Genomic DNA, 22,790 nt, shown 5'->3' on the forward strand with positions numbered 1-22,790 from the left:
GTCGGTGCGCTCACTTCGTCGAGAAGAACATGCCGGTGATGAGGTAGTTCCACACCAGGATCATGATGGAGGCCGACACCACCGCGTTGGTGGTCGCCGCCCCCACGCCCTGGGCACCGCCCTTGGAGTGGTAGCCGTGGTAACAGCCCATCAAGGCGATCAGGAAGCCGAAGACCGCCGCCTTGACCAGACCGGAGATCACGTCCAGCGGTTGCAGGAATTCCCAGGTGCGGCTGATGTAGCTGCTGGCGTTGAAGTCCAGCCGATAGACGCCGACCAGGAAGCCGCCGAACACGCCGATGATGTCGGCCACCACCACCAGCAGCGGCAGCATGGTCAAACCGGCCAGCAGGCGCGGGGCAACCAGATACTTCATCGGGTTGGTGGACAGGGTGGACAGCGCGTCGATCTGTTCGGTGACGCGCATGGTCCCGATTTCCGCCGCCATCGCCGCGCCGATGCGCCCGGCCACCATCAGACCGGCCAGCACCGGCCCCAGCTCGCGCGTGATCGACAGCACCACCACGGTGGCGATCGCCCCCTCCGCCTGGAAGCGGGAGAAGCCGCTGTAGCTTTGCAGCGCCAGCACCATGCCGGTGAACAGCGCCGTCAACCCCACCACCGGCAGCGAGTAATAGCCGATGTCGATCATCTGGCGCAGGATCTGGCGCGGGTAGAACGGCGGACGCACGCAGTGCGACACGGCCGAACCCGTGAACAAGGCCAAACGCCCGGTCGCTTCAAGAAAGACCAGGAACGCCCGGCCGGTCGCGGCGAGGAAACCCATCAGTCGGCCCGTGTCATAGTGGTGGGGATCAGGGAGGCGGTGGCGATGCGGGTCACGGAGCCGACCCGGCGTTGCGGTACACCCGGTGGTAACGCGGGCCGAGCGAGGTCAGCACCTCATAGCCGATGGTCCCGGCCTCTGCCGCCACGGTGTCCACCGGGCGGTTGGGGCCGATCAGCTCCAGCAGCGCGCCGGGGTGAACGGCGTGGTCGGGTAGGCCGGTGACGTCCACCGTGATGAGATCCATCGACACCCTGCCAACGATGGGGGCGGCGATGCCGTCGGCGTAGACATGGCCGCGCCCGCTCAGCGAGCGCAGATAGCCATCGGCGTAGCCCACACCTATGGTGGCGATGGTCGTCGGCCCGTTCACCCGGTGGGCGGCGGAGTAGCCGACGGTCATCGGCGCGTCGATGCGGCGGACCTGGAGAATCCGGGCGTCCAGCCGGATGACCCCCTGCATCGGGTTGGCGGTGTGCGGCGTCGGGTTGACGCCGTAGAGCGCGCAGCCGGGGCGGGCGAGGTCGAAATGGAAGGACGGCCCGTGAAAGATGCCCGACGAGTTGGCAAAGCTGGCCGGTGCGGCGGGCAGGCGGGCCAGCGCGGTGCGGAACCGGCCCAACTGCTGGGCCGACATCGGCGACTCGACATCGTCGGCGCAGGCCAGATGCGTCATCCAGTATTTCAAATCGATGCCGTCCAGCCATTCCGGGTGATCGGCCAGCGCGTCCAACTCGTCCGGGCCAAGGCCCAGCCGGTTCATGCCGGTGTCGAGATGGATGGCGGCGGGCAGCGCCCGGCCCTGCGCCTTGGCGAAGGCCCGCCAGGCGGCGATCTCGCCCAGATGGTTCAGCACCGGCCACACGCCGCTGTCCAGAAAGGCCGACTCGCTGCCCTGCGGCAGACCGCCCAGCGACAGCACGCGCACGTCGGGAGCGGCGGCGCGGACGGCCAACGCCTCCTCGAACTGGGCGACGAAGAAGGTCCGGCAGCCGGCGGCGCGCAGGGCGGGGACGGCGTGGGCCACCCCCAGGCCATAGGCGTCGGCCTTGACCACGGCGGAGCATTCCGCCGGGGCCACACGGTCGCGAAGCTGGGTCCAGTTGGCGACCAGCGCGCCAAGGTCCACGGTGAGGATGGCGGCAGCGCGCCGGAGGAGATCAGTCATCGTCCTGATTGCGTTGGTCGAGGTCGCCGAACTTGGTGAACTGGCCGTCGAAGTAGAGACGGACGGTTCCGATCGGGCCATGGCGCTGTTTGGCGATGATGACCTCGGCGGTGTTGTGCACCTCGCCAAGCCGTTGCTGCCAGCGCTGATACCGGTCGTTGAACTTGTCGTCGCTCTCGTCGGGCCGCCGGGAGGGTTCGGCGCGCTCAAGATAATACTGTTCGCGGAAAACGAACATCACAACGTCGGCGTCCTGCTCGATGGAGCCGGATTCGCGCAGGTCGGCCAGTTGGGGGCGCTTGTCCTCGCGCAGCTCCACCGCGCGGCTCAACTGCGACAGGGCGATGACGGGAACGTCCAGCTCCTTGGCGATGGCCTTCAGCCCGCGCGTGATTTCGGAAATCTCCTGCACGCGGTTCTCGCTGCCGCGCGAAGAGGATCCCCGCAGAAGCTGAAGGTAATCGACCACCACCATGTTCAGGCCGGAGGTCCGTTTCAACCGGCGGCAGCGGGTGCGCACGGCCGACACCGACAGGGCGGGCGTGTCGTCCACATAGAAGGGGCAGCGGGCCAAATCCTGGCTGGCCTGGACGAATTTTGGAAAATCGCTGTCGCGGATTTCGCCGCGCCGGATCTTGTCGCCGGGAACCTCCACCACCTCGGCCAGGATACGGGTGGCGAGCTGTTCGGCGGACATTTCCAGCGAGAAGAAACCGACGACCCCGCCCTCCTGCCCGCCCGACCGCATGTGCGCGCGGGCGGCGTTGAAGGCGATGTTGGTGGCCAGCGCGGTCTTGCCCATCGACGGGCGACCGGCCAGAATCACCAGATCGGACGGGTGCAGGCCGCCCAGCTTGCGGTCGATGTCGATCAGGCCGGTGGTGACGCCGGTGACGTGGCTGGAGCGGCGGAAGGCCACCTCCGCCGTGGCGATGGCGTGCTTGACCGACTCGCCGAAGGCGACGAAGCCGCCCTGCACGTCGCCGGTGGAGGCCAGATCGAACAGTTGCTTTTCCGCCTCGCCAATCTGGTCGAGCGCGGTGACGTCGAGGTCGTGGCGGTACGCCTCGTTCACCATGTCGGTGCCGACCTCGATCAACTGGCGGCGGATGAACAGGTCGTGGATGGTCTTGCCGTAATCCCCGGCGTTGACCACGGTGACGACGTTGGCCGCCAATTCGGCCAAATAGGCGCTGCCGCCTTCCACCGCCAGATCGGCGTCGTTGTCGAACAGGGCCTTCAGCGTCACCGGGTTGGCGATCTGGCCCCGGTCGATCATCTTGGTGATCGCGGCGAAGATGCGCTGGTGCACCGGGTCGTAGAAATGCTCGGCGCGCAGGAACTCGCCAACCTTTTCATAGGCCTTGTTGTTGACCAGGATCGCGCCCAACAGCGCCTGTTCCGCCTCCTCGTTGTTGGGAGGGGTGCGGTAGTCGGGCGCGGTCTTGGCCGGGCCGACGGACGGGCGGGGGTCGAACAGGGAAGAGGTCTGGCTGGTCATCGCATCAGTGTAGCAGTCAACGGAACGGGAACGCGCGGGCAGGGCGTGGCGGGCCTGGGAAAAACCTGTGGATAAATATCATCCACAGCCTGTGAAGATTGGGGATAACCGATCCGACCGCCCGACGCGTCCGGGGCCGCTCACAGGTGGCGGCTGTGCGCGGGATGGCTGGGGGCGGGGGCATCCTCCAGCGCGGTGAACACAGCGTCGATCTGGTCGGCCACCCGGTAGAGGCGGCTGCGGTCCACCCGCGCGAAGCCCTGGGCGACCATGTGGTCGATCAGCCCCAGCAGCGGCCGCCAATAGCCATCGACGTCGGCGACGATGATGGGCTTGTCGTGCAGGCGCAATTGCTTCCAGGTCAGCACCTCGAACGCCTCGTCCAGCGTGCCCAATCCGCCGGGCAGGATGACGAAGGCGTCGGCGCGCTCCACCATCATCCGCTTGCGCGTGTGCATGCTGTCCACGACGTGCAGTTCGGTCAGCCCGGTGTGCTCCACCTCCATCGACTGGATGTGGTCGGGGATGATGCCGACGACCTCGCCCCCCGCCGCCAGCGCGGCGTCGGCGACGATGCCCATCAGGCCGACGCGCCCGCCGCCGTAAATCAGGCGGATGCCGCGCTGCGCCAACCCCTCGCCCAACGCGTGGGCGGCGTCCTTGTGGACATCGGCAACCTGGGCGGAGGCCCCGCAGTAAACGCAGACGGAGGACAGGGAGGTCATCGCAACACACCTTTCGCAACACGGACCGTTCCGCAGCCTGCGCGTGACCGCAAAACGGGGCCGTTCATTTTCTTTGTTGGCCTGACGGAATATTGGACCGCCCCCGGGCGTCATCACCTGGGACCGGCCCCAATCGGGCCATGGTATCACCGGGAGGGACCACATGAACAACCGCGTCGTCAACGCCCTTGCTGCCGCTTCGCTCTCCGCTCTGCTCGTCGCCGGTTTCGGCGGCATGGCCGGGGCCGCCGATCCGGCCGATATGGTGAAGGAACGCCAGCAGACCATGAAGAAGCTCGGCGGCGGCATGGGGGCCGTGGCCAAGTTCGTGAAGAACGAGGGCGGCACGCAGGAGGACGCGGCCAAAGGGGCCGAGGCGGTGCTGGCCGTTGCCAAGATGGACGCGAAGGCGGTGTTCCCCACCGGCACCGCTGTGGGCGTTGGCGACAGCGCGGCCAAGCCGGAGCTGTGGCAGAACTGGTCCGCTGCGGAAGAGAAGTGGAAGGCGATGCAACCGGCGGCGATGAAGCTGGCCGAAGCGATCAAGGGCGGCGACCGCGCGCAGATCGGGCAGGCCTTGGGGGCGACCTCCAAGACTTGCGGCGGCTGCCACGAAGATTTCCGCGTCAAGAAGCAGTAACCGGTCATGCGGCGTCGGGCCTTGCCCCTGACGGCGCTGGTGTTGCCGCTGGCCCTGCCGTTCGTCCTGGTGACGGGCGGCGGGGCGCGCGCGGCCGACGCCGACGCGGTCGCCCGTGGCGGTTACATCTTCCAGGCGGCGGGCTGCCTGGGCTGCCACACCAATGAAAAGGCGGGCGGCGCGCCGCTGACCGGCGGTCGGGCGCTGGCGACGCCGTTCGGCACCTTTTTCACCCCCAACATCACCCCCGACCCGGTCCATGGGATCGGTCGCTGGAGCGACGCCGATTTCCTCCGCGCGTTTCGCGAGGGGGTGCGGCCCGACGGCGCGGCGCTGTTCCCGGCCTTTCCCTACGCCAGCTACACGCGGATGACCGACCGCGATCTGCTGGACCTGAAGGCCTATCTCTTCGCGCAGAAACCGCAGCCGGTCGCCAACCGCCCGCACGACCTGTCGCCGCCCTTTTCCTGGCGCTTTCTGGTTCCGGGTTGGCAACTTCTGTACATGACCGCCGGGCCGGTCGCCGACGATCCGTCCAAACCGGCGGCGTGGAATCGGGGCCGTTATCTGGTGGACGCGCTGGGCCATTGCGGCGAATGCCACACCCCGCGCTCTCTGCTCGGCGGGTTGGACCAGAGCCGCTATCTGGCCGGAACCCCCGACGGGCCGGACGGCGACAAGGTGCCGAACATCACCCCCCACCCGGCCAAGGGGCTGGGCAAATGGTCCGACAGCGATCTGGCCATGCTGCTGGAACTGGGGCTGAAGCCGGACGGCGACGTGGCGGGCGGCGGCATGGGCGAGGTGGTGCGCAACACGACCTCCAAACTGACGGCGGAGGACCGGGCGGCCATCGTCACCTATCTGCGCGGGGTGCCGCCGAAGGAGTAGCGGGGCGGTTCAGCTTTTAGCCCTGCGCAAAAATGCCACTCGTGCGGCGTGTGGGCGGCGGGTTATGTTTCGCGGATCGCAGCGCCGGGTCCGCAACGGGGTCGGCGCTGCCCCGAATCGATTGGGAGAGAGTGCGATGGTGCGTTTGGTCTCGGTGGCGGCGGCCCTGCTGATGATGGGTGCGGGCGTGGCCTCGGCGCATGGGTTCAAGGTTGGCACGGTGGAGATCGACCATCCGTGGTCGCGCGCGACCGCTCCGTCGGCGGCCAACGGGGCGGCCTATTTCGTGCTGAACAACGTCGGTAAGGAGGATGACCGCCTGCTGTCGGCCTCCACCCCGGTCGCGGAAAAGGCCGAACTGCACACCCATCTGATGGACAACGGCGTCATGAAGATGCGCCCGGTCAACGCCATCGAGGTGACGCCCGGTTCGCCGACCGCGCTGGCCCCCGGCGGCCTGCACGTCATGCTGTTGGGGTTGAAGCAGCCCTTGGCCAAGGGCAAGAGCTTCCCCCTGACCTTGGTGTTTGAAAAGGCTGGGTCGGTCGTGGTCCAGGTCGATGTCCAGGGCGCTGGCGAAACCGCGCCCAGCCACGGCGGTTCGGGCCACCAGCACCACAAGCAGTAACCCGCAAGGGGGCTGAACCAACCAAGCGCCGCGCCGGGGACGTCCTGTCTCCGCGCGGCGTTTTTGCTTTGGGGCTTTTGGCGTTGAGGCGGAGAGTCAGCGATCCACGCCGCGCCGCTGCGGCGCGCTGAAGCGGGGGGCGAGGATCGCGCCGACCAGCGCGGTCAAGGCCGGAACCGCCAGGAACAAGGCCCAATGCGGGCGCTGGTCCGGGCTGTGCAGCAGGCTGCGCAGACCGCCGACGTCCAGGGCCAGCAGCAGGGCCACCGCCAAACCGCCAACGAAGCCACCCACCGCCAAACCGGGCAGTAGGCGGCAGAACAAGGCCCAGCCGGGCGGCGGGCGCGACCCCGGCCCCATCGGGTCATTCGGGCTGGCCGTCATGGGGTCGCGGTGATCGGGATCGGGCATGACGGGCGGCGGTTGTGGTGGCTGGGGTCGGGCCGAAGGACATAGTCCAACCCGCCGCATCCACGCCATGCCTTTGATGCGACGCAACAGATTTCGCGCGGGACCTGCGGCGCAAAGGTCACGCTGCTGTGTGCAGACCCGTGATGTTCAGAATGGCCGTCAGAGGGTTGGCCATTGCCCGGTGTGGTCCAGTGCGGGGGACGGAACCACTCCAGCCTCCCAGCGCAGGGGCAGCAGGCCGGGCAGCCACAGCCCTTCGGACAGGCGCAGGCGCAACAGCCGTTCGGCCCCGGCGAAAGCAGCAAGGTCCGTCCCGTCCCACAGCACTTCGGCTGAACCGGTCAGCGACAGCAAATCGCCGGTGGCAACATCGATCACCAACAGCCCGGCCCAGGGGTGCAGGGCCAGATTGCCGAAGCTGCGGAAATGCAGGTTCCCGGCGAAGTCGGGCAGGGTCAGCACGGTGGTCCCATCCTCCTCCGTCACCCGGATGAAGCCGGGCCGCCCGCCCCGGTGCGACACGTCCACTCCACGGCGTGGATCATGGCCGACGGCGTTCGGCGCGGCGGTGGCGAGAAAGGCGGTGTCGGTGGCGCGGACCAGCGCGGCGGCGTGGTCGGGCAGGCGCGGGCCGAAGGCCACCGGCTCCGCTGGCGTGGCGGGCGGCGGCACGGCGCGGTGCTGGCGGATTTGGATGTATTTCGGACAGTTGCCAAAGCTCTCATCCACCGACAGGGCGAACCCCGCCCCCGGCTCCACCGCCGTCACCGTCGCGTTCAACCGGTTGCGGCGGCGGGTTTCCAGCTCGATCCCCAGCAGACCCAGCGGCACACCGGGGCGCAGATGGGCGGCGAGCGGGGTGCCGGGCAGGGGGGACGCGTTCACCGTCAAGCGGCGCGGGTCGGGGGAGTGCAGAAAGCCCGGCGGCCCGCAGAGCGGGGAGGCCCAGGGCCGCCCCGCCGCGTCCACGCTGCCGACCAGCATCAGCGGCAGTTTGGCGAAAAAGCCGCGGTGCTGGTCGGGCATGTGGTCGCGGATCACCTTCGGCCCGATGCGCTCCATCGCCTCGCGCACGCCGACGCGCTCGTGAAGCTGGATTTCTCCGGCGTGAAAGGTCGGGGCAACGGGGGATGGAACGGCATCGGGGTTGGTCATGATCGGTGCTCCGGTGGGATGCCCGGTTGGGAGGCGGACGGGATCAGGCGGCCAAGCCGACCTTGGTGACGGTCATCGGCACGAAGCCGTCCAGCGCCTCCACCCGGCGCAGCCAGGCGGTGATGGCCGGGCGGGGGGCCAGCGGCACGTCGCCCTCTTCGGCGTGGGCGATGTAGGAGTAGAGCGCGACGTCGGCGATGGTCGGCCCGTCGGCGGCGACGAAATCCCGGCCGGTCAGATGGCGGTCCAGAACGGTGAACAGCCCGTCGGCGATGGATTTGGCGCGCTCGTGGTCCAGGGGCGCGCGGAAGACGTTGACCAGCCGCGCCGCCGCCGGACCGTTGGCGACCTGACCGGCGGCCACCGACAGCCATTGCTGAACCCGAGCTTGCCCCACCGCGTCCTGCGGCAGCCAGCGGTTGGCCGGGTCGTAGGTCCGCGCCAGATAGACAAGGATGGCGTTGCTGTCGAACAGGGCGAGCGGCCCATCCTCCAGCACCGGGATTTGCCCGAAGGGGCTGAGGGCCAGAAACTCCGGTGCCTTGTGGGCGCGCGCGGCGAGATCGACCTCCACCAACTCGTGCGGCAGCCCCAGCAGGGACAGGAACAACCGCACGCGATGGGCGTGGCCGGAGAGCGGATGATGGTGCAGGCGGATGGTCATGGCGTGATCCTTCGATGGGAGCGGGTGGGACGCGGCCCCGGTCGGTACCGCATCCCGTTCCCCAGGAGTTACGCCGGTTTATGTCCCGGAAGAATAACCGAACATGAAAAGGCACTCTTCCGAAAATCGGAAAAATGGCGAGTGACAAGGGCGGCGGATGATCGTTGCGCCGTTTGTCGGAATTGACTGGATCGTGGTAGGTCACAACGTCATCAGAGCAGCGGTTTGCGAGTGGGCCGACGGGGAAGGGGACAGGAACGGATGGGAGTCGAGGCGAAACGGAACACGCCAGAGCCAACCGGGCAGGCGCGCGCAAAGCCCGCTGCGGTGCGGCGGTCTCGGGGCGGTGGCGGGTTGTTCCGCAAGCTGTCGGTGATTTTGCTGGCCGGCGTCGGGTTGTATGGCCTGTGGCTCGCCGCGTCGTCCCAACCAGGGCGTGATCCGACCCCACCCCCGCCGCTGAAGCAAGCAACACCCTTGCCCACCCCCTCGCCACAATCGCCTGAGCCGTTGCCGACGCCCCGTTTCGACGTGGTGCGCGTGTCGCCCGACGGCGACGCGGTGCTGGCGGGTCGCGCGGCCCCCGGATCGACCGTGGTGGTGCGCGACGGCGATGCGGCGGTCGGATCGGTCGCGGCGGACAAACGGGGTGAATGGGTGATGCTGCCGCCCAAGCCCCTGCCCCCCGGCACCCGCGAACTGGGGGTGAGCGAACTGCGCCCCGGTGCCAGCGATCCGGTGCTGTCCGACACGGTGGTGGTGGTGGTGGTTCCCGAGTCGCCGACGGGCAAGACCGCTCCACCCGCGCCACCGCCGCCCTCCCCACCGCCGCCCGGAGCGGCTCCGGTTGCGCCCACCATCGTCGCGCCGCCCGCGCTGCCCCAACCACCGAGCATACCGTTGGCCGTTGCGGTGCCGCGCGCCGGTCTCAGCGGCGGCGGCGGGAGCGCGGTGCTGCAAGCGCCGCAACCCACCGCCGCGCCCGGCAAACCCGTCGCCGCCCCGTCTCCACCGGGTGGGGTGACGGTGGACACCATGGATTACGACCCGGTCGGGCGGGTGGCGTTGGGCGGGCGGGCCGCGCCCAACAGCAGCGTTCAACTCTACCTCGACAACATCCTGGTTGGTCGCGCCCACACCGACCCGCAAGGGCAATGGCGGCTGACTCCGGAGAAGTTGATCGATCCCGGCGTCTACACCCTGCGCGCCGACGAGGTGAACGACACCGGCAAGGTGGTGGCGCGGGCGGAACTGCCGGTGCAGGTGTCCACCCTGCCCGCCGACATGACCGACGGGCGCAGCGTGGTGGTGCAGCCGGGAAACAGCCTGTGGCGGTTGGCCCGGCGCACGCTGGGCGACGGGATGCTCTACACCACCATCTACGCCGCCAACCGTGACCAGATCCGCAACCCCGATCTGATTTATCCCGGCCAGATCTTCGCGGTTCCACCCGCCCAACCGCCCAGCAACTAGGAACCGGGGCGGAAGGAGCGGCACACCGCCGGATCGGTGTCGATGCGTCCGGCCCCGATCAAATCCAGGCAATAGGGAATGGCCGGGAAGACCGCCATCAGGCAATCGTCGATGGCCGATGGCTTGCCGGGCAGATTGACGATCAGGCAGGAGCCGCGAATCCCCGCCGTCTGCCGCGACAGGATGGCGGTCGGCACCACCTGCAGGCTGACCTTGCGCATCAACTCGCCAAAGCCGGGCATCATCTTGTCACAGACCTGTTCGGTCGCCTCCGGCGTCACATCGCGCGGGGCCGGACCGGTGCCGCCGGTGGTGACGATCAGGCCGCAACCGGTCTCGTCCGCCAACCCGGCCAGCGTCGCGGCGATGCCGTCGCGGTCGTCCGGGATCACGCGGGATTCGGCCACCCAGGGGGAGACGATGAGGCGGGTCAGCGTGGCGATGATCGCCGGGCCGCCCTTGTCCTCATACACGCCTTGGCTGGCGCGGTCGGACACGGTGACGACACCGATGCGGACGGGGTCTGTGCCGATGGAGCCTGTGCCGATTGGGCGAACGGGATGGGCTGTGGAGGACATGGGAGCACCCGGAGTGAGCGACATCGTTGGGCGCACCATAACCACGGACGGGTCCGCATGGCTTGACCGGCATCAAGCGCGGACGAATTGCCGCGTTCCCTTGTGTCAAATCCGTTCCGCTTTTGCGCGATCCGCACTAAAGTCCCGGCCACTGGGACCGGCGGCGGGTGGCCGCGCGGTCCGATCCGCGATCATGGGTGGGTTCTTTCCGGGATGCTGTCGCAAAAAGCCAAATACGCCCTGCGGGCGCTCATCATGCTGGCCGAACAGGGCAACGGCGACGATCTGATCCTGATCGCCGACATCGCCGAACGCGAGAACATCCCGCGCAAATTCCTGGAAGCCATCCTGGTGGAGTTGCGCAAGCATGGGTTGCTTTACGCCAAGCGCGGCAAGAGCGGCGGCTACCGTCTGGCCCGTCCGCCCGCCGACATCACCTTTGGCGAGGTCATCCGCCTGATCGACGGCCATCTGGCCCCGTTGCCTTGCGCCAGCAAATTTTCCTTCAAGCCGTGCGAGGATTGCGGCGATCCGGAGGCCTGTTCGGTGCGCTGGCTGATGACCCAGGTGCGCGACGCCACCGCCGGGGTGCTGGACAACCACAGCCTCGCCGACGCCCTGCGCCACCGCCTGTCCACCGGCGCGATGGCGATGAATTTCGACATTTGAGGTGACGGCAACGCGCAGCGGGGCGGCCCCGAAAACCGCCCCGCTGCCGCCGGTCACAGCGCCAGATCGGCCGGAATGTCCATCGGCAGGCCGACGTAGTTTTCGGCCAGCGCGGTCATCGCCGCGCGCGAGTGGACGACGTAATCCAGATCGGCCATGTGGACGCGCTGTTCGAACGTGCTTTCGTTCGGGTTCAGGTGCATCATCGTCGTCATGTACCAGGAGAAGCGCTCCGCCCGCCAAATCCGGCGCAGACAGCGGGCGCTGTAGCCGTTCAACCCGTCCTCGTCGCCCCGGCGCAGAAAGGCGGTCAGGGCCTGGGCCAGCACCAGCACGTCGGCCACCGCCAGATTCAGGCCCTTGGCCCCCGTCGGCGGCACGATGTGGGCGGCGTCGCCCGCCAGGAACAGGCGGCCATGGCGCATGGTTTCGCACACGAAGCTGCGCATGGCGATGATGCCCTTTTGGAACACCGGCCCCTCGATCAGCGACCAGCCGCTCTTGTCCTCCAACCGGCTGTGCAGTTCCGACCAGATGCGGGCGTCGGACCAGTTGGCGATGTCGTCCTTGGGATCGACCTGAATGTAGAGGCGCTGCACGTCCGGCGAGCGGGTGCTGAGCAGGGCAAAGCCGCGCTCGTGGCTGGCGTAGATCAGTTCATGGTGCGACGGCGGGGCGGAGGCGAGAATGCCCAGCCAACCAAAGGGATAGACGATCTGATGCTCCTGCCGGACGGCGGCGGGGATCGCCTGACGGCTGGGGCCGTGGAAGCCGTCGCACCCGGCGATGAAGTCACAGGCGATCTCCTCCACCGGCGCGTCGGCGCTGCGGCGGAAGGTGATGCGGGGGGTGTCGCTCTCGATGCCGTGGAGATGGACGTCGGACACGCCGAACAGGATCTCCCCGCCATCCTCCAACCGGGCGGCGATCAGGTCGCGGATGACCTCATGCTGGGCGTAGACGGTGACGCGCTTGCCGTCGGTCAACTCGGCCATGTCGATGTGATGGCTTTCGCCATGAAAACGCAGGGTGATGCCGGAATGGAAATGGCCCTCCCGCATCATGCGCTCGCCCAGGCCCATCCGGTTCATCAGATCGACGACCCATTGCTCCAGCACCCCGGCGCGGATGGTTCCCTCCACGTCAGCGCGGCTGCGGCTCTCCAGGATGATGGAGTCGATGCCCTGGCGGTGCAGCAGATGGGCCAGGAACAATCCGGCGGGACCGGCACCGATGATGCCGACCGGCTTGCGGGTGATGCGGGTCATGTCTCTCAAACCTTCTGTCTGGGATCGCCGGTTTCGGTGGGGCCGACCGGGGATTCGGGCGATTGGTCGCTGGATTGACAGCAATGATGAATGACAATCATGAGCGCCAATCATTGAGACGTGATGCTACCCGCAGGCGGCCCGGTCCGGACATAGACGAAGCGGCGAAACTCTTGTACTTTTCATCGGCATCGACCGCCGGAACCATCATGACCAGCCTGAGCGAACCCATTCCGCGCTATTGGCTCTACGGCGAACCTCCGGCGGTTCCCGAGCTGCGTTTTGTCCATGTCGAAACCATCCCGGACCGGATGCGCTTGCACAATTGGGAGGTACAACCCCACCGCCACGACGGGCTGAGCCATGTGTTGCTGGTTACGCGTGGCGGTGGGCGGTTGACGGTGGACGCGGAGGACTGGCGGTTCCGCGCCCCGGCCCTGATCGCGGTTCCGGCCCAGGTGGTCCATGGGTTCCGCTTTGATCCCGGCACCGACGGGTCGGTGCTGACCATGTCGGAGGGGTTTCTCGCCAACGTGCTGGCCGCGCTGCCGGATGCGGAGCCGCGCGCGGCGCTGGCCTTGCCCTTTGCCCGCGATCTGGACGCCGACGCCCCGGAAACCGCCGACCTGACCGCCGCCTTCACCGCGATCGCCGCCGAATTCCACGCCCATCATCTGGGCCGCGCCACCGCCATCGCCGCGCAGGTGATGCTGGCGTTGGTGGCGCTGTCGCGGCTGGTGGCCGGGCAGGGGCGGGCGGAGCAGGGGCAATCGCCCGACATCCGCCTGTTGGCCCGGCTGCGCGCGATGATCGACGCGCGTTTTCGCGAGCATTGGCCGGTGGACCGGTACGCGCAAGCGCTGGGCGTGACCGCCGGGCGCTTGAACGCCGTTAGCCGCCGCGTCACCGGGCGATCCACGCTGCAACTGATCCACGCCCGCCTGATGCTGGAGGCCCAGCGCTCCCTGATCTACACCGGGCTTGGCATGGCGGAGATCGGTTACGCCCTGGGGTTTGAGGATCCCGCCTATTTCTCACGCTTTTTCACCCAGCGGGAGGGGCGTTCGCCGCAAGCCTTCCGCCGTGCCCATCGTGAGGACGGACGAGCGGGTGGGGCGTGATGAGGGACGGACGGATGGGGGCCATGCGCCCATCGGGGATGTCCCGGACCGCATAGCGCTTGACCCGTGCATGGCCCCTCCCCAAAGTGACGCGGTTGGAGATTGACGATTGGCTGGGAAAGACGGACGGATGGACACCCTCGGCCTTGCGGTGCGTGATCCGGCACCGGTTGGACAGGATCTGTGGCGGACCCTGTGCGCCGACGCCACCCGTGTGGCGGCGGAAGAAAAGACGCTGCGCGTGTTCCTCAACGAATCCGTTTTGTCCCACGATTGTTTCGGCTCGGCGCTGGCCGCGCTGCTGGTGCGCAAGCTGGCCGATCGGGTGATGCCGCCCGACCGGCTGGCCGTGACCGTCCAGGCCGCCTTTGACTCCGAAGCCGGGATCGTCGAGGCCGCCGCCGCCGATCTGGCCGCCATCCTGGCGCGCGATCCGGCCGCCGACAGTTGCCTGACGCCCTTTCTCTATTTCAAGGGCTATCACGCCCTGCAATGGCACCGGGTGGCGCATTGGCTGTGGAGGCAGGACCGCCACAACCTCGCCCATTTCCTGCAAAGCCGGGTGTCGGAAACCTTCGCGGTGGACATCCACCCGGCGGTTCCGGTCGGGCGCGGCGTGTTCATCGACCATGGGACCGGCGTGGTCATCGGTGAAACGGCGGTCATCGGCAACGACGTGTCGATCCTGCAAAACGTCACCCTGGGTGGGACCGGCAAGGAGCATGGCGACCGCCACCCCAAGGTGCGCGACGGTGTGCTGTTGGCGGCGGGGGCCAAGGTGCTGGGCAACATCACCATCGGCGCGCACGCCAAGGTGGGGGCGGGCAGTGTGGTGTTGAAGGACGTGCCGGGTTGCGCCACGGTCGCCGGGATTCCCGCCCGTGTGGTCGGCTGGTGTCGGGACGAGCTGGCCCCGGCGCTGAGCATGGATCAGAGCCTGCAACAGGGCGATTACAGCATCTGACGCGGCGCTGATGTCACCGATTCACAACGGATGGTTCCTATGACCCGTCGCCCGATGGTGTTTGTGCATGGCCTGATCGGCACCTTGCAGACACCGGCCTTGCACCACCCCTTTGCCCCCACGCCGACGCTGGCCCCGGACTTGTTGGGGTATGGGGTGGAACGGGGCAGCGATCCGGCGGCGATCACGCTCGCCGCGCAAGCCCAGCATGTCCACACGGCGATCCGCGCGGCGTTCGGCGAACAGCCGGTGTCGGTGATCGGCCATTCGGTGGGCGGGGCCATTGCCATGCTGCTGGCCGACCGTTTCCCGGAACAGGTGGCGTGTGTGATCTCGGTCGAGGGCAATTTCACCTTGGGCGATGCCTTTTGGTCGGGATCCGTCGCCCGCATGACCGTGGAGGAGGCCGAGGCGCTGATGGCGGGTTTCCGCGCCGACCCAGCCGGGTGGCTGGCCCGCTCCGGCGTTGCGCCGACGCCCGCGCATCTGGCCAGCGCGGCCGATCTGCTGTCGCGCCAACCCGGATCGACGGTGCGCGCCATGGGCCGCGCGGTGGTCGAAGCCACCGGTCATCCCGCCTACCTCGCCGCTGTGGAGGGGGTGTTCAACCGCATCCCGGTGCATCTGGTGGCGGGCGAGCGCTCCCTGGCCGGGTGGAATGTGCCGGATTGGGCGAAGGCCAAGGCCGCCAGCCTGACGGTTCTTCCCAACACCGGCCACATGATGATGGTCGAGGATCCAACCGCCTTCACCGACGCGCTGGCTGGTTGTTTGGCGGCGTGACACCCGGCTGGGCGAAGTCAGCCCACCTCCGCCCGCACATAAAAAATCCATAATACAGCTTATGGAAAATCAATTCCGCCGCCGCATCGCGCCTCATTCAATCTGTTCGGGATTGAGCTTGTACTTTTCGTAGATCGCCCGCACGCGTCCGGTCGCCGCCATGTCCTTGAGAACAGCGTCGAGTTCGGGTGCCCGCTTGGCCAGCCCGCTGTTGCGACCAATGGCGTAGTGATTTTCGCCGTCAATCGCTTCCTCATAGGGTGCATAGGCGACATTTGTCACCTTCTCCGCCTTCAGGACACTGTCGAGCGATGGCTTGTCCACCGTGGCGATGACGTCGAAACGCCCGGCCAGAAGCATGCTGACCAAGGTTTGATCGTCGGTGGTTTCAACTTTTTTCAACGTCTTGTCGGTGTTGAACCGTTCAAAATAGGTGGTCCCGCGCTTGACACCGATGGTCAGAGCCGCAAGGTCCTCGTACTTGTTGACGGACGCCTTGCCCTTCAGCCCCAGAAAGGCGACCTCACGCTTTTGCACCGCGATTGGCCCCAGAAACAGCGTGTAGGGTTCCCGGTCGGAGATTCGGCGCACACGTGGCACGATCACATCACGCCCGTTTTGCAAATCCTGCAAGCTGCGCGGAAAGGGTACGTTTTCCCAGGTCAGAGTCATGCCGATTTTCGCTGTGGCTTCATCCAGCACATCGCGCAGAGGGCCGGAGACGGTGCCATTCTCCACCATCAACTCGGGTGGTCGCGGGCGGCCATGGGCGACCACGGTTTCCGCCAACGCTGCGGCGAGGGAAGCCGCAGACAGCACACCGGCGACAAGAACCGTTCGCAGCGCCTTCAGACCAATGAAGTGTGTCATGATGCCACCTTTCGCAACGCCATCACCGGCGGACCACGGCACCGTTGGGAATGGTGCGCTGGGCACCGATCAAATGTTTGTTTGATTGGCTAACAATATGACCCGCCTGCCGGAGGAGCAAGTTGGGGTTGATCCGAATTCCGCCTTAAGAAAGGGCGTCTCGAAATCATCGCCATACGGTGCGGGATTGTTCGGAAAACATATTGCGGGTGCTCACGGATGGTTGAAACTTGAACAGGAATCGGCATTCTGTTCACCGTGGTCTGACCAATTGGTGCGCAGGTTCCCATCTGCCGCATTTTTGGACAGGTGCTGCCGCCGTTTCCTGACGTTCACCCGTTCGACATCCCCCTTCGACACGCAAGGAATCCTGTGCCCATGCCTGACATCGTGCTCCCGGAAGAACCCGAGAAGGATCGCCCGCTCCGCGACGACATCCGCCTGTTGGGCCGTATCCTGGGCGACACCGTGCGCAGCCAGGAAGGCGAGGCCGTCTTTGACATTGTGGAGCTGATCCGCCAGACCTCCATCCGCTTCCATCGCGACGAGGATGAGGGCGCGCGGCGTGAGCTGGAAAGCATCCTGAACAGCCTGTCGCCCAAGCAGACCTCGCGCGTGGTCCGCGCCTACAGCTTCTTCTCGCACCTGTCGAACATCGCCGAAGATCAGCACCACATCCGCCGCACTCGTGCCCACGCGCTGGCCGGATCGGGGCCGCGCCCCGGAACCATGGCCCACGCGTTGGGCGCGGCGCGCAAGGCCGGTGTGACCTCGCAGCAATTGCAGGAGTTCTTCGCAACGGCGCTGGTCAGCCCGGTGCTGACCGCCCACCCGACCGAGGTGCAGCGTAAGAGCATCCTGACCGTTCAGATGGATTTGGCCCGTCTGTTGTCGGAACGCGAACGCGGCCCGATGACGGCGGAGGAGGAGCACGCCAACCTGGAAGGGCTGCAACGCGCGGTCCTGACCCTGTGGCAGACCGCGATCCTGCGCGGCTCCAAGCTGGCGGTGATCGACGAGGTGGCCAACGGCCTGTCCTTCTACGATTACACCTTCCTGCGCCAGATGCCGCGCTTCTACGCGGCGTTGGAGGACCAGCTGCGCGCCCAGGATCCGACCTGGACCGCCGAACTGCCGTCCTTCCTGCGCATGGGCAGTTGGATCGGCGGCGACCGCGACGGCAACCCCTTCGTCACCGCGCCGGTCCTGCGGGAGGCGATGCGGATGCAGAGCACCCGCGCCCTGAATTTCTATCTGGAGGAGCTGCACACGCTGGGTGCGGAGCTGTCGCTGCACACCCGCAACGTCAGCGTGTCGGAGCCGCTGCGCCAGTTGGCCGATCAGTCGCCGGACTCCTCCGCGCACCGCAAGATGGAACCCTACCGGCTGGCGATTTCCGGCATCTACGCCCGGTTGGCGGCGACGCTGCGGGAGTTGGACGGCAAGGATTCCGCCCGCAACGCCGTGGGGACCGGCAAACCCTACGCCACGGCGGCGGAGTTGCGGGCCGATCTGGACATTCTCGACCGGTCCTTGACCGTCAACGGGTCGGCGGCGCTGGCGCGCGGGCGTCTGCGCCATCTGCGCCGGGCGGTCGATCTGTTTGGCTTCCACCTGGCCAGCGTCGATCTGCGCCAGAATTCCGACGTGCACGAGCGCACCGTTGCCGAACTGCTGGCCTTCGCCAACCCCGAAATCCGCTACAGCGAGCTGTCGGAGGATGAGCGGATCGAGCTGCTGTTGACGGAGTTGCAGACCAACCGCCCGTTGGCCTCCCCCTTCGCCGACTATTCGGACGAAACCAAATCGGAATTGGCGATTCTGCGCACCGCCGCCGAAAGCCGGGCGCGGTTCGGGGCCGATGCGGTGGTCAACTGCGTCATCTCCAAGACCGACGGCGTGTCGGACATTCTGGAGGTTGCGGTTCTGCTGAAGGAAGCGGGGCTGCTGCGGCCCAAGGACGGCGCGCTTGACCTGAACATTTCGCCGTTGTTCGAAACCATCGGCGATCTGCGCAACTGCGCGGCGACGATGGACCGGCTGCTGTCCCTGCCCGTCTACCGCCGTTTCCTGGAAAGCCGGGGTGGCCTGCATGAGGTGATGCTCGGCTATTCCGACAGCAACAAGGACGGTGGTTTCCTGACCTCCGGCTGGGAGCTGTACAAGGCGGAAATTGCGCTGGTCGAGGTGTTCGCCAAGCGCAAGGTGCGGCTGCGCCTGTTCCACGGTCGCGGTGGCTCGGTCGGTCGCGGCGGTGGACCCAGCTATCAGGCGATTTTGGCCCAGCCCGCCGGTGCGGTGCAGGGGTCGATCCGCATCACCGAGCAGGGCGAGGTGATCGCCGGCAAATACTCCAACGCCGAAGTCGGTCGCCGCAATCTGGAAACGCTGGCCGCCGCCACCTTCGAAGCCACCCTGCTCCACCCGGAGGCCGCCGCCCCCTGCTCCGCCGAGTTCCTGGCGACGATGGAGGAGCTGTCCGGCCACGCCTTTGCCGCCTATCGCGGGCTGGTCTATGAAACCGAGGGGTTCGAGACCTATTTCTGGCAATCGACGGTGATCGGCGAAATCGCCAACCTCAACATCGGCAGCCGCCCGGCCTCGCGCAAGAAATCGACGAGCATCGAGGATCTGCGCGCGATTCCTTGGGTGTTCAGCTGGGCGCAATGCCGCCTGATGCTGCCGGGCTGGTACGGTTTCGGCTCCGCCGTCAAGGCGTGGCTGGCCGCCAACCCCAAGGATGGGCTGGCCCGGTTGCAGGCGATGCACCGCGATTGGGGCTTCTTCCGCACCCTGCTGTCGAACATGGACATGGTGCTGGCGAAATCCAACATCGCCATCGCCTCGCGCTACGCCGAACTGGTGGTCGATCCGGCCCTGCGCGACAGCATCTTCTCGCGCATCCGGGCGGAGTGGCAGGACAGCATCGACGCGCTGCTGGCCATCACCGGGCAAAAGGCGTTGCTGGACAACAACCCGCTGTTGGCCCGGTCGATCCGCAACCGCTTCCCCTATCTGGACCCGCTCAACCACGTCCAGGTCGAGTTGCTGAAGCGGCACCGCAGCAGCGACAGCGGCGAACAGATCGCGCGTGGCATCCACCTGACCATCAACGGCATCGCCGCCGGTCTGCGCAACAGCGGCTGATTGGGGTTTGGGGGAGGGGACGATCCCCTCCCCCGCCCTGAGATGTGTTATTCGGCGAACACCTCGCCGATGCTGACCCCCGGCGCACCGGGCAGGTTGGTCCAGGATTCATCGTCCGGCGTCGATTGGACCAACAGGACCAGTGGGAGACGTTTCCGACGCTGGTCCCGTTCATCGCGGAATGCTCAATCGGCGTGGGTCGCACCACCGATGACGCACAAGCAATCCGACTGAAAATCTAAACGTTTTTTGTACTGTGAGGGAGCAAGTCCGCCCCAGCGGCCGCAGTTCACGAGGTCAGCCACAGCGCCATCCCCCCGGACAGCACGCTGGTCAGCAAGGACAAGGTCACGGCCACGGCCATGCGTCGCCCGGCGACGGCCGCGACGATCACCGCCTTGGCGACGGTGTTGACCATCGCCGTCAGCAGGATGACGTTGGCGGCGGTCTGCAACGGCAAACTCCCGCCCACCATGCCGCCGGTGGACAGGATCATGGCGTCCACATCGGCCAACCCGGCGATCACGGCCAAGGCGTACAGCCCGGCGTCCCCCACCCAGTCCCGCAGCGCGCTCGCCACCAGTTGGACGACGGCCAACAGCGCCCCGAACTTCACCGCAATCCCCAATTCGAACGGGGCGGCGGCGGGGGCAGAGGTTGACCTGCTGCCCTGTTCGGTGGTTCCGGTCAACACCAGCAGGGCGCAGGCCAGCGCGCCGCACAGCGTCATCGCGGCCACCGGGACCAGCAGAAAGGGCATCAGCGCCGGGGCGATCGCCAGCACCATCAGCGTCATCCGGGGCAGCATGATGATCGAGGCCATCACCACACCGGCGGCCAAGGTGCGGTGCAACCCCGGCTGGTTGACCGCCATGCGCGACAAGGACAGCGCCGTTGCCGTCGAACTGGCGAGGCCGCCAAAGGCGGCGGTCAGCAACACCCCCCGCCGCGCCCCGATCAGGCGGGATGCGAGATGACCGACCAGCGACAACCCGGCGACCAGGATCACCATCCACCAGATCGTGTACGGATTCAGGACGCCGTAGGGGCCGTAACCCTGGTTGGGCAGGATCGGCAGCACCACAGCGGTGATGAGCGCCATTTGCAGCACGGCGGACATCTCCCCCGGGGCGATGCTGCGAAGCCACCGATGCAGAACCGGCTTTCCGCTCAACAGGATGGTCATGACGACGGCGCTGGCCACCGCCGGGATGGTCAAATCGAGCGCTGCCATGCCGCCCAGACCGAAAACGGTCATGGCCGTGATCTCGGTGGTCAGGCCACGGTCGGCGCCGTCGCGGGCGGCCAATCCATGGGCAACCGCCAACAGGCCGACCAAGGCCAGCAGGGCCAAGCCAAACACCGCTCCACCCAACGGTTGGGACACCACCCCCAGCGCCCCGCCCCCCAAACCGATCAGGGCGAAGGACCGAAGGCCCAACTCGCGGCTGCCCTCGGCCGCATCCCGCTGCTGCCAACCGCGCTCCAGCCCGACGATCAGGCCGATGCCCAAGGCAACCGCCAACCGGATCAGAACGTCGCCCTGTTCCATCTGACCACCTCCACCACCCATTGTGCCCGACCGGTCGTTTCATCGGAAATCAAAACAATCCGCATTGCCGACAGATTGGTGACAGGTTCCCTGGTTATGGTGGTGTCAACCGCAGCGTTAACCGCCGTTCGGTTGCGGTTGGTGTGTTGCGCGTCGGTTGCATACGCCTCCGAACTGTTTGGGGCTGGATGATTCCGGCCTGGATTGCTCGGATTTTGGTTGATCGGACGCCGACCATCTGTTAGACGGGCGGCCTCAACGGAGGAACTGGTATGACCACTCAATCAGAACAGCAAAGCATGAATCAACCGCAATCGACGCAGGTCGGGGGCGCGCAGCATGGCACGCCGTCTCAAGGTGGGGCGATGGATGGCTTCGTCGGTGGGGCCTGCGGTGCCGGGGCGGGCGCGGCGATGATCTGGCAGCCGGTGACGGTGCGCAACGACCGGCAGACGGGTTCGCGGTGATCGCCTTGCAGGCGGGCCGTCCAGCCGCCGACAGCGCGGCCAACGCGGCGGGGGAGCAAAGCCACCCTCTGCGCTGGTCGTTGAACGCGGAACTGCACGCCCGCCCCTTCATGACGGTCGAGGCCCCGGCGCGTGTCCTGCACCTCGCGCTGCTCGACAGCCCGGACGGTCCCAGCGGGGCCGATCTGCTGGCGGCCTTCTGCCGCTGCCTGGGCGTGACTCCGCCGGTCGTCGATCAGGCCCACCACACGCTCGATCTGGGCGATTTGCGGCTGAAGTGGGAACAGCACACCGAATTTTCCAGCTTCACCCTGCTGCTGCCCGGCCCCTTTGACCAGCCGTTCGACAACGCGCTGCTGCAAGCGGTGCCGATGAGCTGGTGGAAGGCCCTGCAAGGCCGGGTTCTGACCGCCGCGCAGGTCGCCATCGGCAAGGGCGACCGTCCTGACACCCTGTCTGATGCCGACACCCGTTTTTTCAGCGGCATTCCGGTGGCCGGCTCGCGCGCGCTGGGCGGCGGTGCCCGGTTGTGGAGCGATTTCCGCATCGGTCCCGATGGGTTTTCGCGCTTTCTGCTGTGGGACACGGCCTTGCGCGAACAGCAGGCCGGGCGCTTGATTCAACGCATTCTGGAAATCGAAACCTACAGCATGATGGCGCTGCTGGCCCTGCCGATGGCGCGGCGGTCGGTGGCCGACGTGGCGGCGGCGGAGGCGCGCACGGCCGAACTGACCAACCGCCTGTTGGGCAACCCGCATGGTGAGGTCGAGCATGGCCTGCTGGAGGAGCTGACCGAACTGGCCGCGAACGTCGAGGGCATGATCGCGGGCAGCAGCTACCGCTTCAACGCGACCCTGGCCTATCACGCGCTGGTCGAGGCCCGCATCGCCGAACTGCGCGAGGAGCGCATCGAAGGCACGCCGACCTTTGGCGAGTTCATGGAACGCCGTTTGGCCCCGGCGATGCAGTTCTGCCGGGCGATGGCGCGCCAGCAAACCGACCTGTCGCAACGGATCATGCGCACCACGCAACTGCTGCGCACACGGGTGGATGTGGCGCTGGAACGGCAAAACCGCGACCTGCTGCGGTCGATGGACCAGCGCACCCACATGCAATTGCGGCTTCAGGAAACGGTCGAAGGCCTGTCGGTCATCGCCATTTCCTATTACCTGTCCTCGCTGCTCGGCCATCTGGTGGAATGGGCGGCGGGCAGCCTGTTCGGCCTGTCCCTGCACCATGTCACCGGCGCGCTGGTGCTGCCGGTGCTGGCGACGGTGTGGTTGGGCGCGCGGCGGATGCGCCAGCTGCTGCACAAGGCCGGGACCTGA

General features: G+C 67.1%; 22 protein-coding genes. 11 read left to right on the forward strand and 11 right to left on the reverse strand.

Annotated elements, in window-relative coordinates:
- Positions 1–10: 10 nt before the first annotated feature.
- From EJ903_RS20630 to EJ903_RS20645, 4 genes are all read right to left on the reverse strand, one after another.
- Positions 11–787, reverse strand: a complete 777-nt coding sequence (locus EJ903_RS20630; protein ID WP_126618980.1) for an MlaE family ABC transporter permease — start codon at positions 785–787, stop codon at positions 11–13.
- Positions 788–839: 52 nt separating this feature from the next.
- Positions 840–1,955: an alanine racemase gene (gene alr / locus EJ903_RS20635; RefSeq protein WP_126618982.1), complete on the reverse strand. Its 1,116-nt coding sequence runs from the start codon at positions 1,953–1,955 to the stop codon at positions 840–842.
- Positions 1,948–3,456 carry a replicative DNA helicase gene (locus EJ903_RS20640; protein ID WP_126618984.1) on the reverse strand — a complete coding sequence of 503 codons (1,509 nt, stop codon included), beginning with the start codon at positions 3,454–3,456 and terminating at the stop codon, positions 1,948–1,950. Before EJ903_RS20640 ends, alr begins: the two co-directional genes overlap by 8 nt.
- 140 nt (positions 3,457–3,596) lie before the next feature.
- A complete protein-coding gene (locus EJ903_RS20645; RefSeq protein ID WP_126618986.1) occupies positions 3,597–4,181 on the reverse strand; it encodes an LOG family protein in 585 nt (194 codons plus the stop codon).
- 163 nt (positions 4,182–4,344) lie between these two features.
- Between EJ903_RS20645 and EJ903_RS20650 the strand changes: the two genes are divergently transcribed.
- The 3 genes from EJ903_RS20650 (at position 4,345) to EJ903_RS20660 (ending at position 6,340) form a co-directional block, all read left to right on the forward strand.
- Positions 4,345–4,821, forward strand: a complete 477-nt coding sequence (locus EJ903_RS20650; RefSeq protein WP_126618988.1) for a c-type cytochrome — start codon at positions 4,345–4,347, stop codon at positions 4,819–4,821.
- Between the two features lie 6 nt (positions 4,822–4,827).
- The gene (locus EJ903_RS20655; protein ID WP_126618990.1) at positions 4,828–5,712 is read left to right on the forward strand and encodes a c-type cytochrome; all 885 of its coding nucleotides are present in this window, start codon (positions 4,828–4,830) and stop codon (positions 5,710–5,712) included.
- Between the two features lie 136 nt (positions 5,713–5,848).
- Positions 5,849–6,340, forward strand: a complete 492-nt coding sequence (locus EJ903_RS20660; protein ID WP_126618992.1) for a copper chaperone PCu(A)C — start codon at positions 5,849–5,851, stop codon at positions 6,338–6,340.
- A 96-nt stretch (positions 6,341–6,436) separates the two neighbouring features.
- Here the strand turns inward: EJ903_RS20660 and EJ903_RS20665 are convergent, their stop codons facing one another.
- The 3 genes from EJ903_RS20665 to EJ903_RS20675 all read right to left on the reverse strand — a co-directional run bounded on the left by EJ903_RS20665 (position 6,437) and on the right by EJ903_RS20675 (position 8,570).
- On the reverse strand, positions 6,437–6,751 hold the full coding sequence (locus EJ903_RS20665; RefSeq protein ID WP_126618994.1) for a hypothetical protein: 315 nt from the start codon (positions 6,749–6,751) through the stop codon (positions 6,437–6,439).
- A gap of 159 nt (positions 6,752–6,910) precedes the next feature.
- Positions 6,911–7,906 (reverse strand): pyridoxamine 5'-phosphate oxidase family protein, encoded by a 996-nt coding sequence (locus EJ903_RS20670; protein ID WP_126618996.1) that lies wholly within the window; start codon positions 7,904–7,906, stop codon positions 6,911–6,913.
- Between the two features lie 43 nt (positions 7,907–7,949).
- A complete protein-coding gene (locus EJ903_RS20675; RefSeq protein WP_126618998.1) occupies positions 7,950–8,570 on the reverse strand; it encodes a glutathione S-transferase family protein in 621 nt (206 codons plus the stop codon).
- A gap of 327 nt (positions 8,571–8,897) precedes the next feature.
- Here EJ903_RS20675 and EJ903_RS20680 point away from each other — a divergent pair, with 327 nt between their 5' ends.
- Positions 8,898–10,043, forward strand: coding sequence for a LysM peptidoglycan-binding domain-containing protein (locus EJ903_RS20680; protein ID WP_246015803.1), 1,146 nt, complete (start codon positions 8,898–8,900; stop codon positions 10,041–10,043).
- Here the strand turns inward: EJ903_RS20680 and mog are convergent.
- The gene (gene mog / locus EJ903_RS20685; protein ID WP_126619002.1) at positions 10,040–10,621 is read right to left on the reverse strand and encodes a molybdopterin adenylyltransferase; all 582 of its coding nucleotides are present in this window, start codon (positions 10,619–10,621) and stop codon (positions 10,040–10,042) included. The genes EJ903_RS20680 and mog overlap by 4 nt on opposite strands.
- Before the next feature lie 213 nt (positions 10,622–10,834).
- Between mog and EJ903_RS20690 the strand changes: the two genes are divergently transcribed.
- Positions 10,835–11,290, forward strand: a complete 456-nt coding sequence (locus tag EJ903_RS20690) for an RrF2 family transcriptional regulator (protein WP_126619004.1) — start codon at positions 10,835–10,837, stop codon at positions 11,288–11,290.
- A gap of 53 nt (positions 11,291–11,343) precedes the next feature.
- Here EJ903_RS20690 and EJ903_RS20695 read toward each other — a convergent pair whose 3' ends face one another.
- On the reverse strand, positions 11,344–12,558 hold the full coding sequence (locus tag EJ903_RS20695) for a 4-hydroxybenzoate 3-monooxygenase (RefSeq protein WP_126619006.1): 1,215 nt from the start codon (positions 12,556–12,558) through the stop codon (positions 11,344–11,346).
- Positions 12,559–12,767: 209 nt separating this feature from the next.
- Between EJ903_RS20695 and EJ903_RS20700 the strand changes: the two genes are divergently transcribed.
- The 3 genes from EJ903_RS20700 to EJ903_RS20710 all read left to right on the forward strand — a co-directional run bounded on the left by EJ903_RS20700 (position 12,768) and on the right by EJ903_RS20710 (position 15,426).
- Positions 12,768–13,679 (forward strand): helix-turn-helix domain-containing protein, encoded by a 912-nt coding sequence (locus tag EJ903_RS20700; protein WP_126619008.1) that lies wholly within the window; start codon positions 12,768–12,770, stop codon positions 13,677–13,679.
- Positions 13,680–13,809: 130 nt separating this feature from the next.
- On the forward strand, positions 13,810–14,643 hold the full coding sequence (cysE, locus tag EJ903_RS20705) for a serine O-acetyltransferase (protein ID WP_126619010.1): 834 nt from the start codon (positions 13,810–13,812) through the stop codon (positions 14,641–14,643).
- A gap of 39 nt (positions 14,644–14,682) precedes the next feature.
- On the forward strand, positions 14,683–15,426 hold the full coding sequence (locus EJ903_RS20710; protein WP_126619012.1) for an alpha/beta fold hydrolase: 744 nt from the start codon (positions 14,683–14,685) through the stop codon (positions 15,424–15,426).
- Between the two features lie 93 nt (positions 15,427–15,519).
- Here the strand turns inward: EJ903_RS20710 and EJ903_RS20715 are convergent, their stop codons facing one another.
- Entirely contained in the window at positions 15,520–16,296 is a 777-nt protein-coding gene (locus tag EJ903_RS20715; RefSeq protein WP_126619014.1) for a substrate-binding periplasmic protein, read from the reverse strand.
- Positions 16,297–16,674: 378 nt separating this feature from the next.
- Here EJ903_RS20715 and ppc point away from each other — a divergent pair, with 378 nt between their 5' ends.
- A complete protein-coding gene (gene ppc / locus EJ903_RS20720; protein WP_126619016.1) occupies positions 16,675–19,443 on the forward strand; it encodes a phosphoenolpyruvate carboxylase in 2,769 nt (922 codons plus the stop codon).
- 289 nt (positions 19,444–19,732) lie between these two features.
- On the opposite strand, the gene EJ903_RS20725 is transcribed toward ppc, so the two are convergent.
- Positions 19,733–20,995 carry an MgtC/SapB family protein gene (locus EJ903_RS20725; RefSeq protein ID WP_158627961.1) on the reverse strand — a complete coding sequence of 421 codons (1,263 nt, stop codon included), beginning with the start codon at positions 20,993–20,995 and terminating at the stop codon, positions 19,733–19,735.
- Positions 20,996–21,267: 272 nt separating this feature from the next.
- Here EJ903_RS20725 and EJ903_RS20730 point away from each other — a divergent pair, with 272 nt between their 5' ends.
- Together EJ903_RS20730 and EJ903_RS20735 are read left to right on the forward strand one after the other, a co-directional pair.
- Positions 21,268–21,462: a hypothetical protein gene (locus tag EJ903_RS20730; RefSeq protein WP_126619020.1), complete on the forward strand. Its 195-nt coding sequence runs from the start codon at positions 21,268–21,270 to the stop codon at positions 21,460–21,462.
- A complete protein-coding gene (locus tag EJ903_RS20735; protein WP_210211497.1) occupies positions 21,459–22,790 on the forward strand; it encodes a DUF3422 family protein in 1,332 nt (443 codons plus the stop codon). Before EJ903_RS20730 ends, EJ903_RS20735 begins: the two co-directional genes overlap by 4 nt.

This window comes from Azospirillum griseum, assembly GCF_003966125.1.
In the GTDB taxonomy this organism is placed as follows: Bacteria; Pseudomonadota; Alphaproteobacteria; order Azospirillales; family Azospirillaceae; genus Azospirillum; species Azospirillum griseum.

What these genes read in the sequence shown, in the direction of transcription:
- EJ903_RS20630 (WP_126618980.1), bottom strand. Translation starts at nt 787, where the DNA reads ATGGGTTTCCTCGCCGCGACCGGCCGGGCGTTCCTGGTCTTTCTTGAA.
- alr (WP_126618982.1), bottom strand. Translation starts at nt 1,955, where the DNA reads ATGACTGATCTCCTCCGGCGCGCTGCCGCCATCCTCACCGTGGACCTT.
- EJ903_RS20640 (WP_126618984.1), bottom strand. Translation starts at nt 3,456, where the DNA reads ATGACCAGCCAGACCTCTTCCCTGTTCGACCCCCGCCCGTCCGTCGGC.
- EJ903_RS20645 (WP_126618986.1), bottom strand. Translation starts at nt 4,181, where the DNA reads ATGACCTCCCTGTCCTCCGTCTGCGTTTACTGCGGGGCCTCCGCCCAG.
- EJ903_RS20650 (WP_126618988.1), top strand. Translation starts at nt 4,345, where the DNA reads ATGAACAACCGCGTCGTCAACGCCCTTGCTGCCGCTTCGCTCTCCGCT.
- EJ903_RS20655 (WP_126618990.1), top strand. Translation starts at nt 4,828, where the DNA reads ATGCGGCGTCGGGCCTTGCCCCTGACGGCGCTGGTGTTGCCGCTGGCC.
- EJ903_RS20660 (WP_126618992.1), top strand. Translation starts at nt 5,849, where the DNA reads ATGGTGCGTTTGGTCTCGGTGGCGGCGGCCCTGCTGATGATGGGTGCG.
- EJ903_RS20665 (WP_126618994.1), bottom strand. Translation starts at nt 6,751, where the DNA reads ATGCCCGATCCCGATCACCGCGACCCCATGACGGCCAGCCCGAATGAC.
- EJ903_RS20670 (WP_126618996.1), bottom strand. Translation starts at nt 7,906, where the DNA reads ATGACCAACCCCGATGCCGTTCCATCCCCCGTTGCCCCGACCTTTCAC.
- EJ903_RS20675 (WP_126618998.1), bottom strand. Translation starts at nt 8,570, where the DNA reads ATGACCATCCGCCTGCACCATCATCCGCTCTCCGGCCACGCCCATCGC.
- mog (WP_126619002.1), bottom strand. Translation starts at nt 10,621, where the DNA reads ATGTCCTCCACAGCCCATCCCGTTCGCCCAATCGGCACAGGCTCCATC.
- EJ903_RS20690 (WP_126619004.1), top strand. Translation starts at nt 10,835, where the DNA reads ATGCTGTCGCAAAAAGCCAAATACGCCCTGCGGGCGCTCATCATGCTG.
- EJ903_RS20695 (WP_126619006.1), bottom strand. Translation starts at nt 12,558, where the DNA reads ATGACCCGCATCACCCGCAAGCCGGTCGGCATCATCGGTGCCGGTCCC.
- EJ903_RS20700 (WP_126619008.1), top strand. Translation starts at nt 12,768, where the DNA reads ATGACCAGCCTGAGCGAACCCATTCCGCGCTATTGGCTCTACGGCGAA.
- cysE (WP_126619010.1), top strand. Translation starts at nt 13,810, where the DNA reads ATGGACACCCTCGGCCTTGCGGTGCGTGATCCGGCACCGGTTGGACAG.
- EJ903_RS20710 (WP_126619012.1), top strand. Translation starts at nt 14,683, where the DNA reads ATGACCCGTCGCCCGATGGTGTTTGTGCATGGCCTGATCGGCACCTTG.
- EJ903_RS20715 (WP_126619014.1), bottom strand. Translation starts at nt 16,296, where the DNA reads ATGACACACTTCATTGGTCTGAAGGCGCTGCGAACGGTTCTTGTCGCC.
- ppc (WP_126619016.1), top strand. Translation starts at nt 16,675, where the DNA reads ATGCCTGACATCGTGCTCCCGGAAGAACCCGAGAAGGATCGCCCGCTC.
- EJ903_RS20725 (WP_158627961.1), bottom strand. Translation starts at nt 20,995, where the DNA reads ATGGAACAGGGCGACGTTCTGATCCGGTTGGCGGTTGCCTTGGGCATC.
- EJ903_RS20730 (WP_126619020.1), top strand. Translation starts at nt 21,268, where the DNA reads ATGACCACTCAATCAGAACAGCAAAGCATGAATCAACCGCAATCGACG.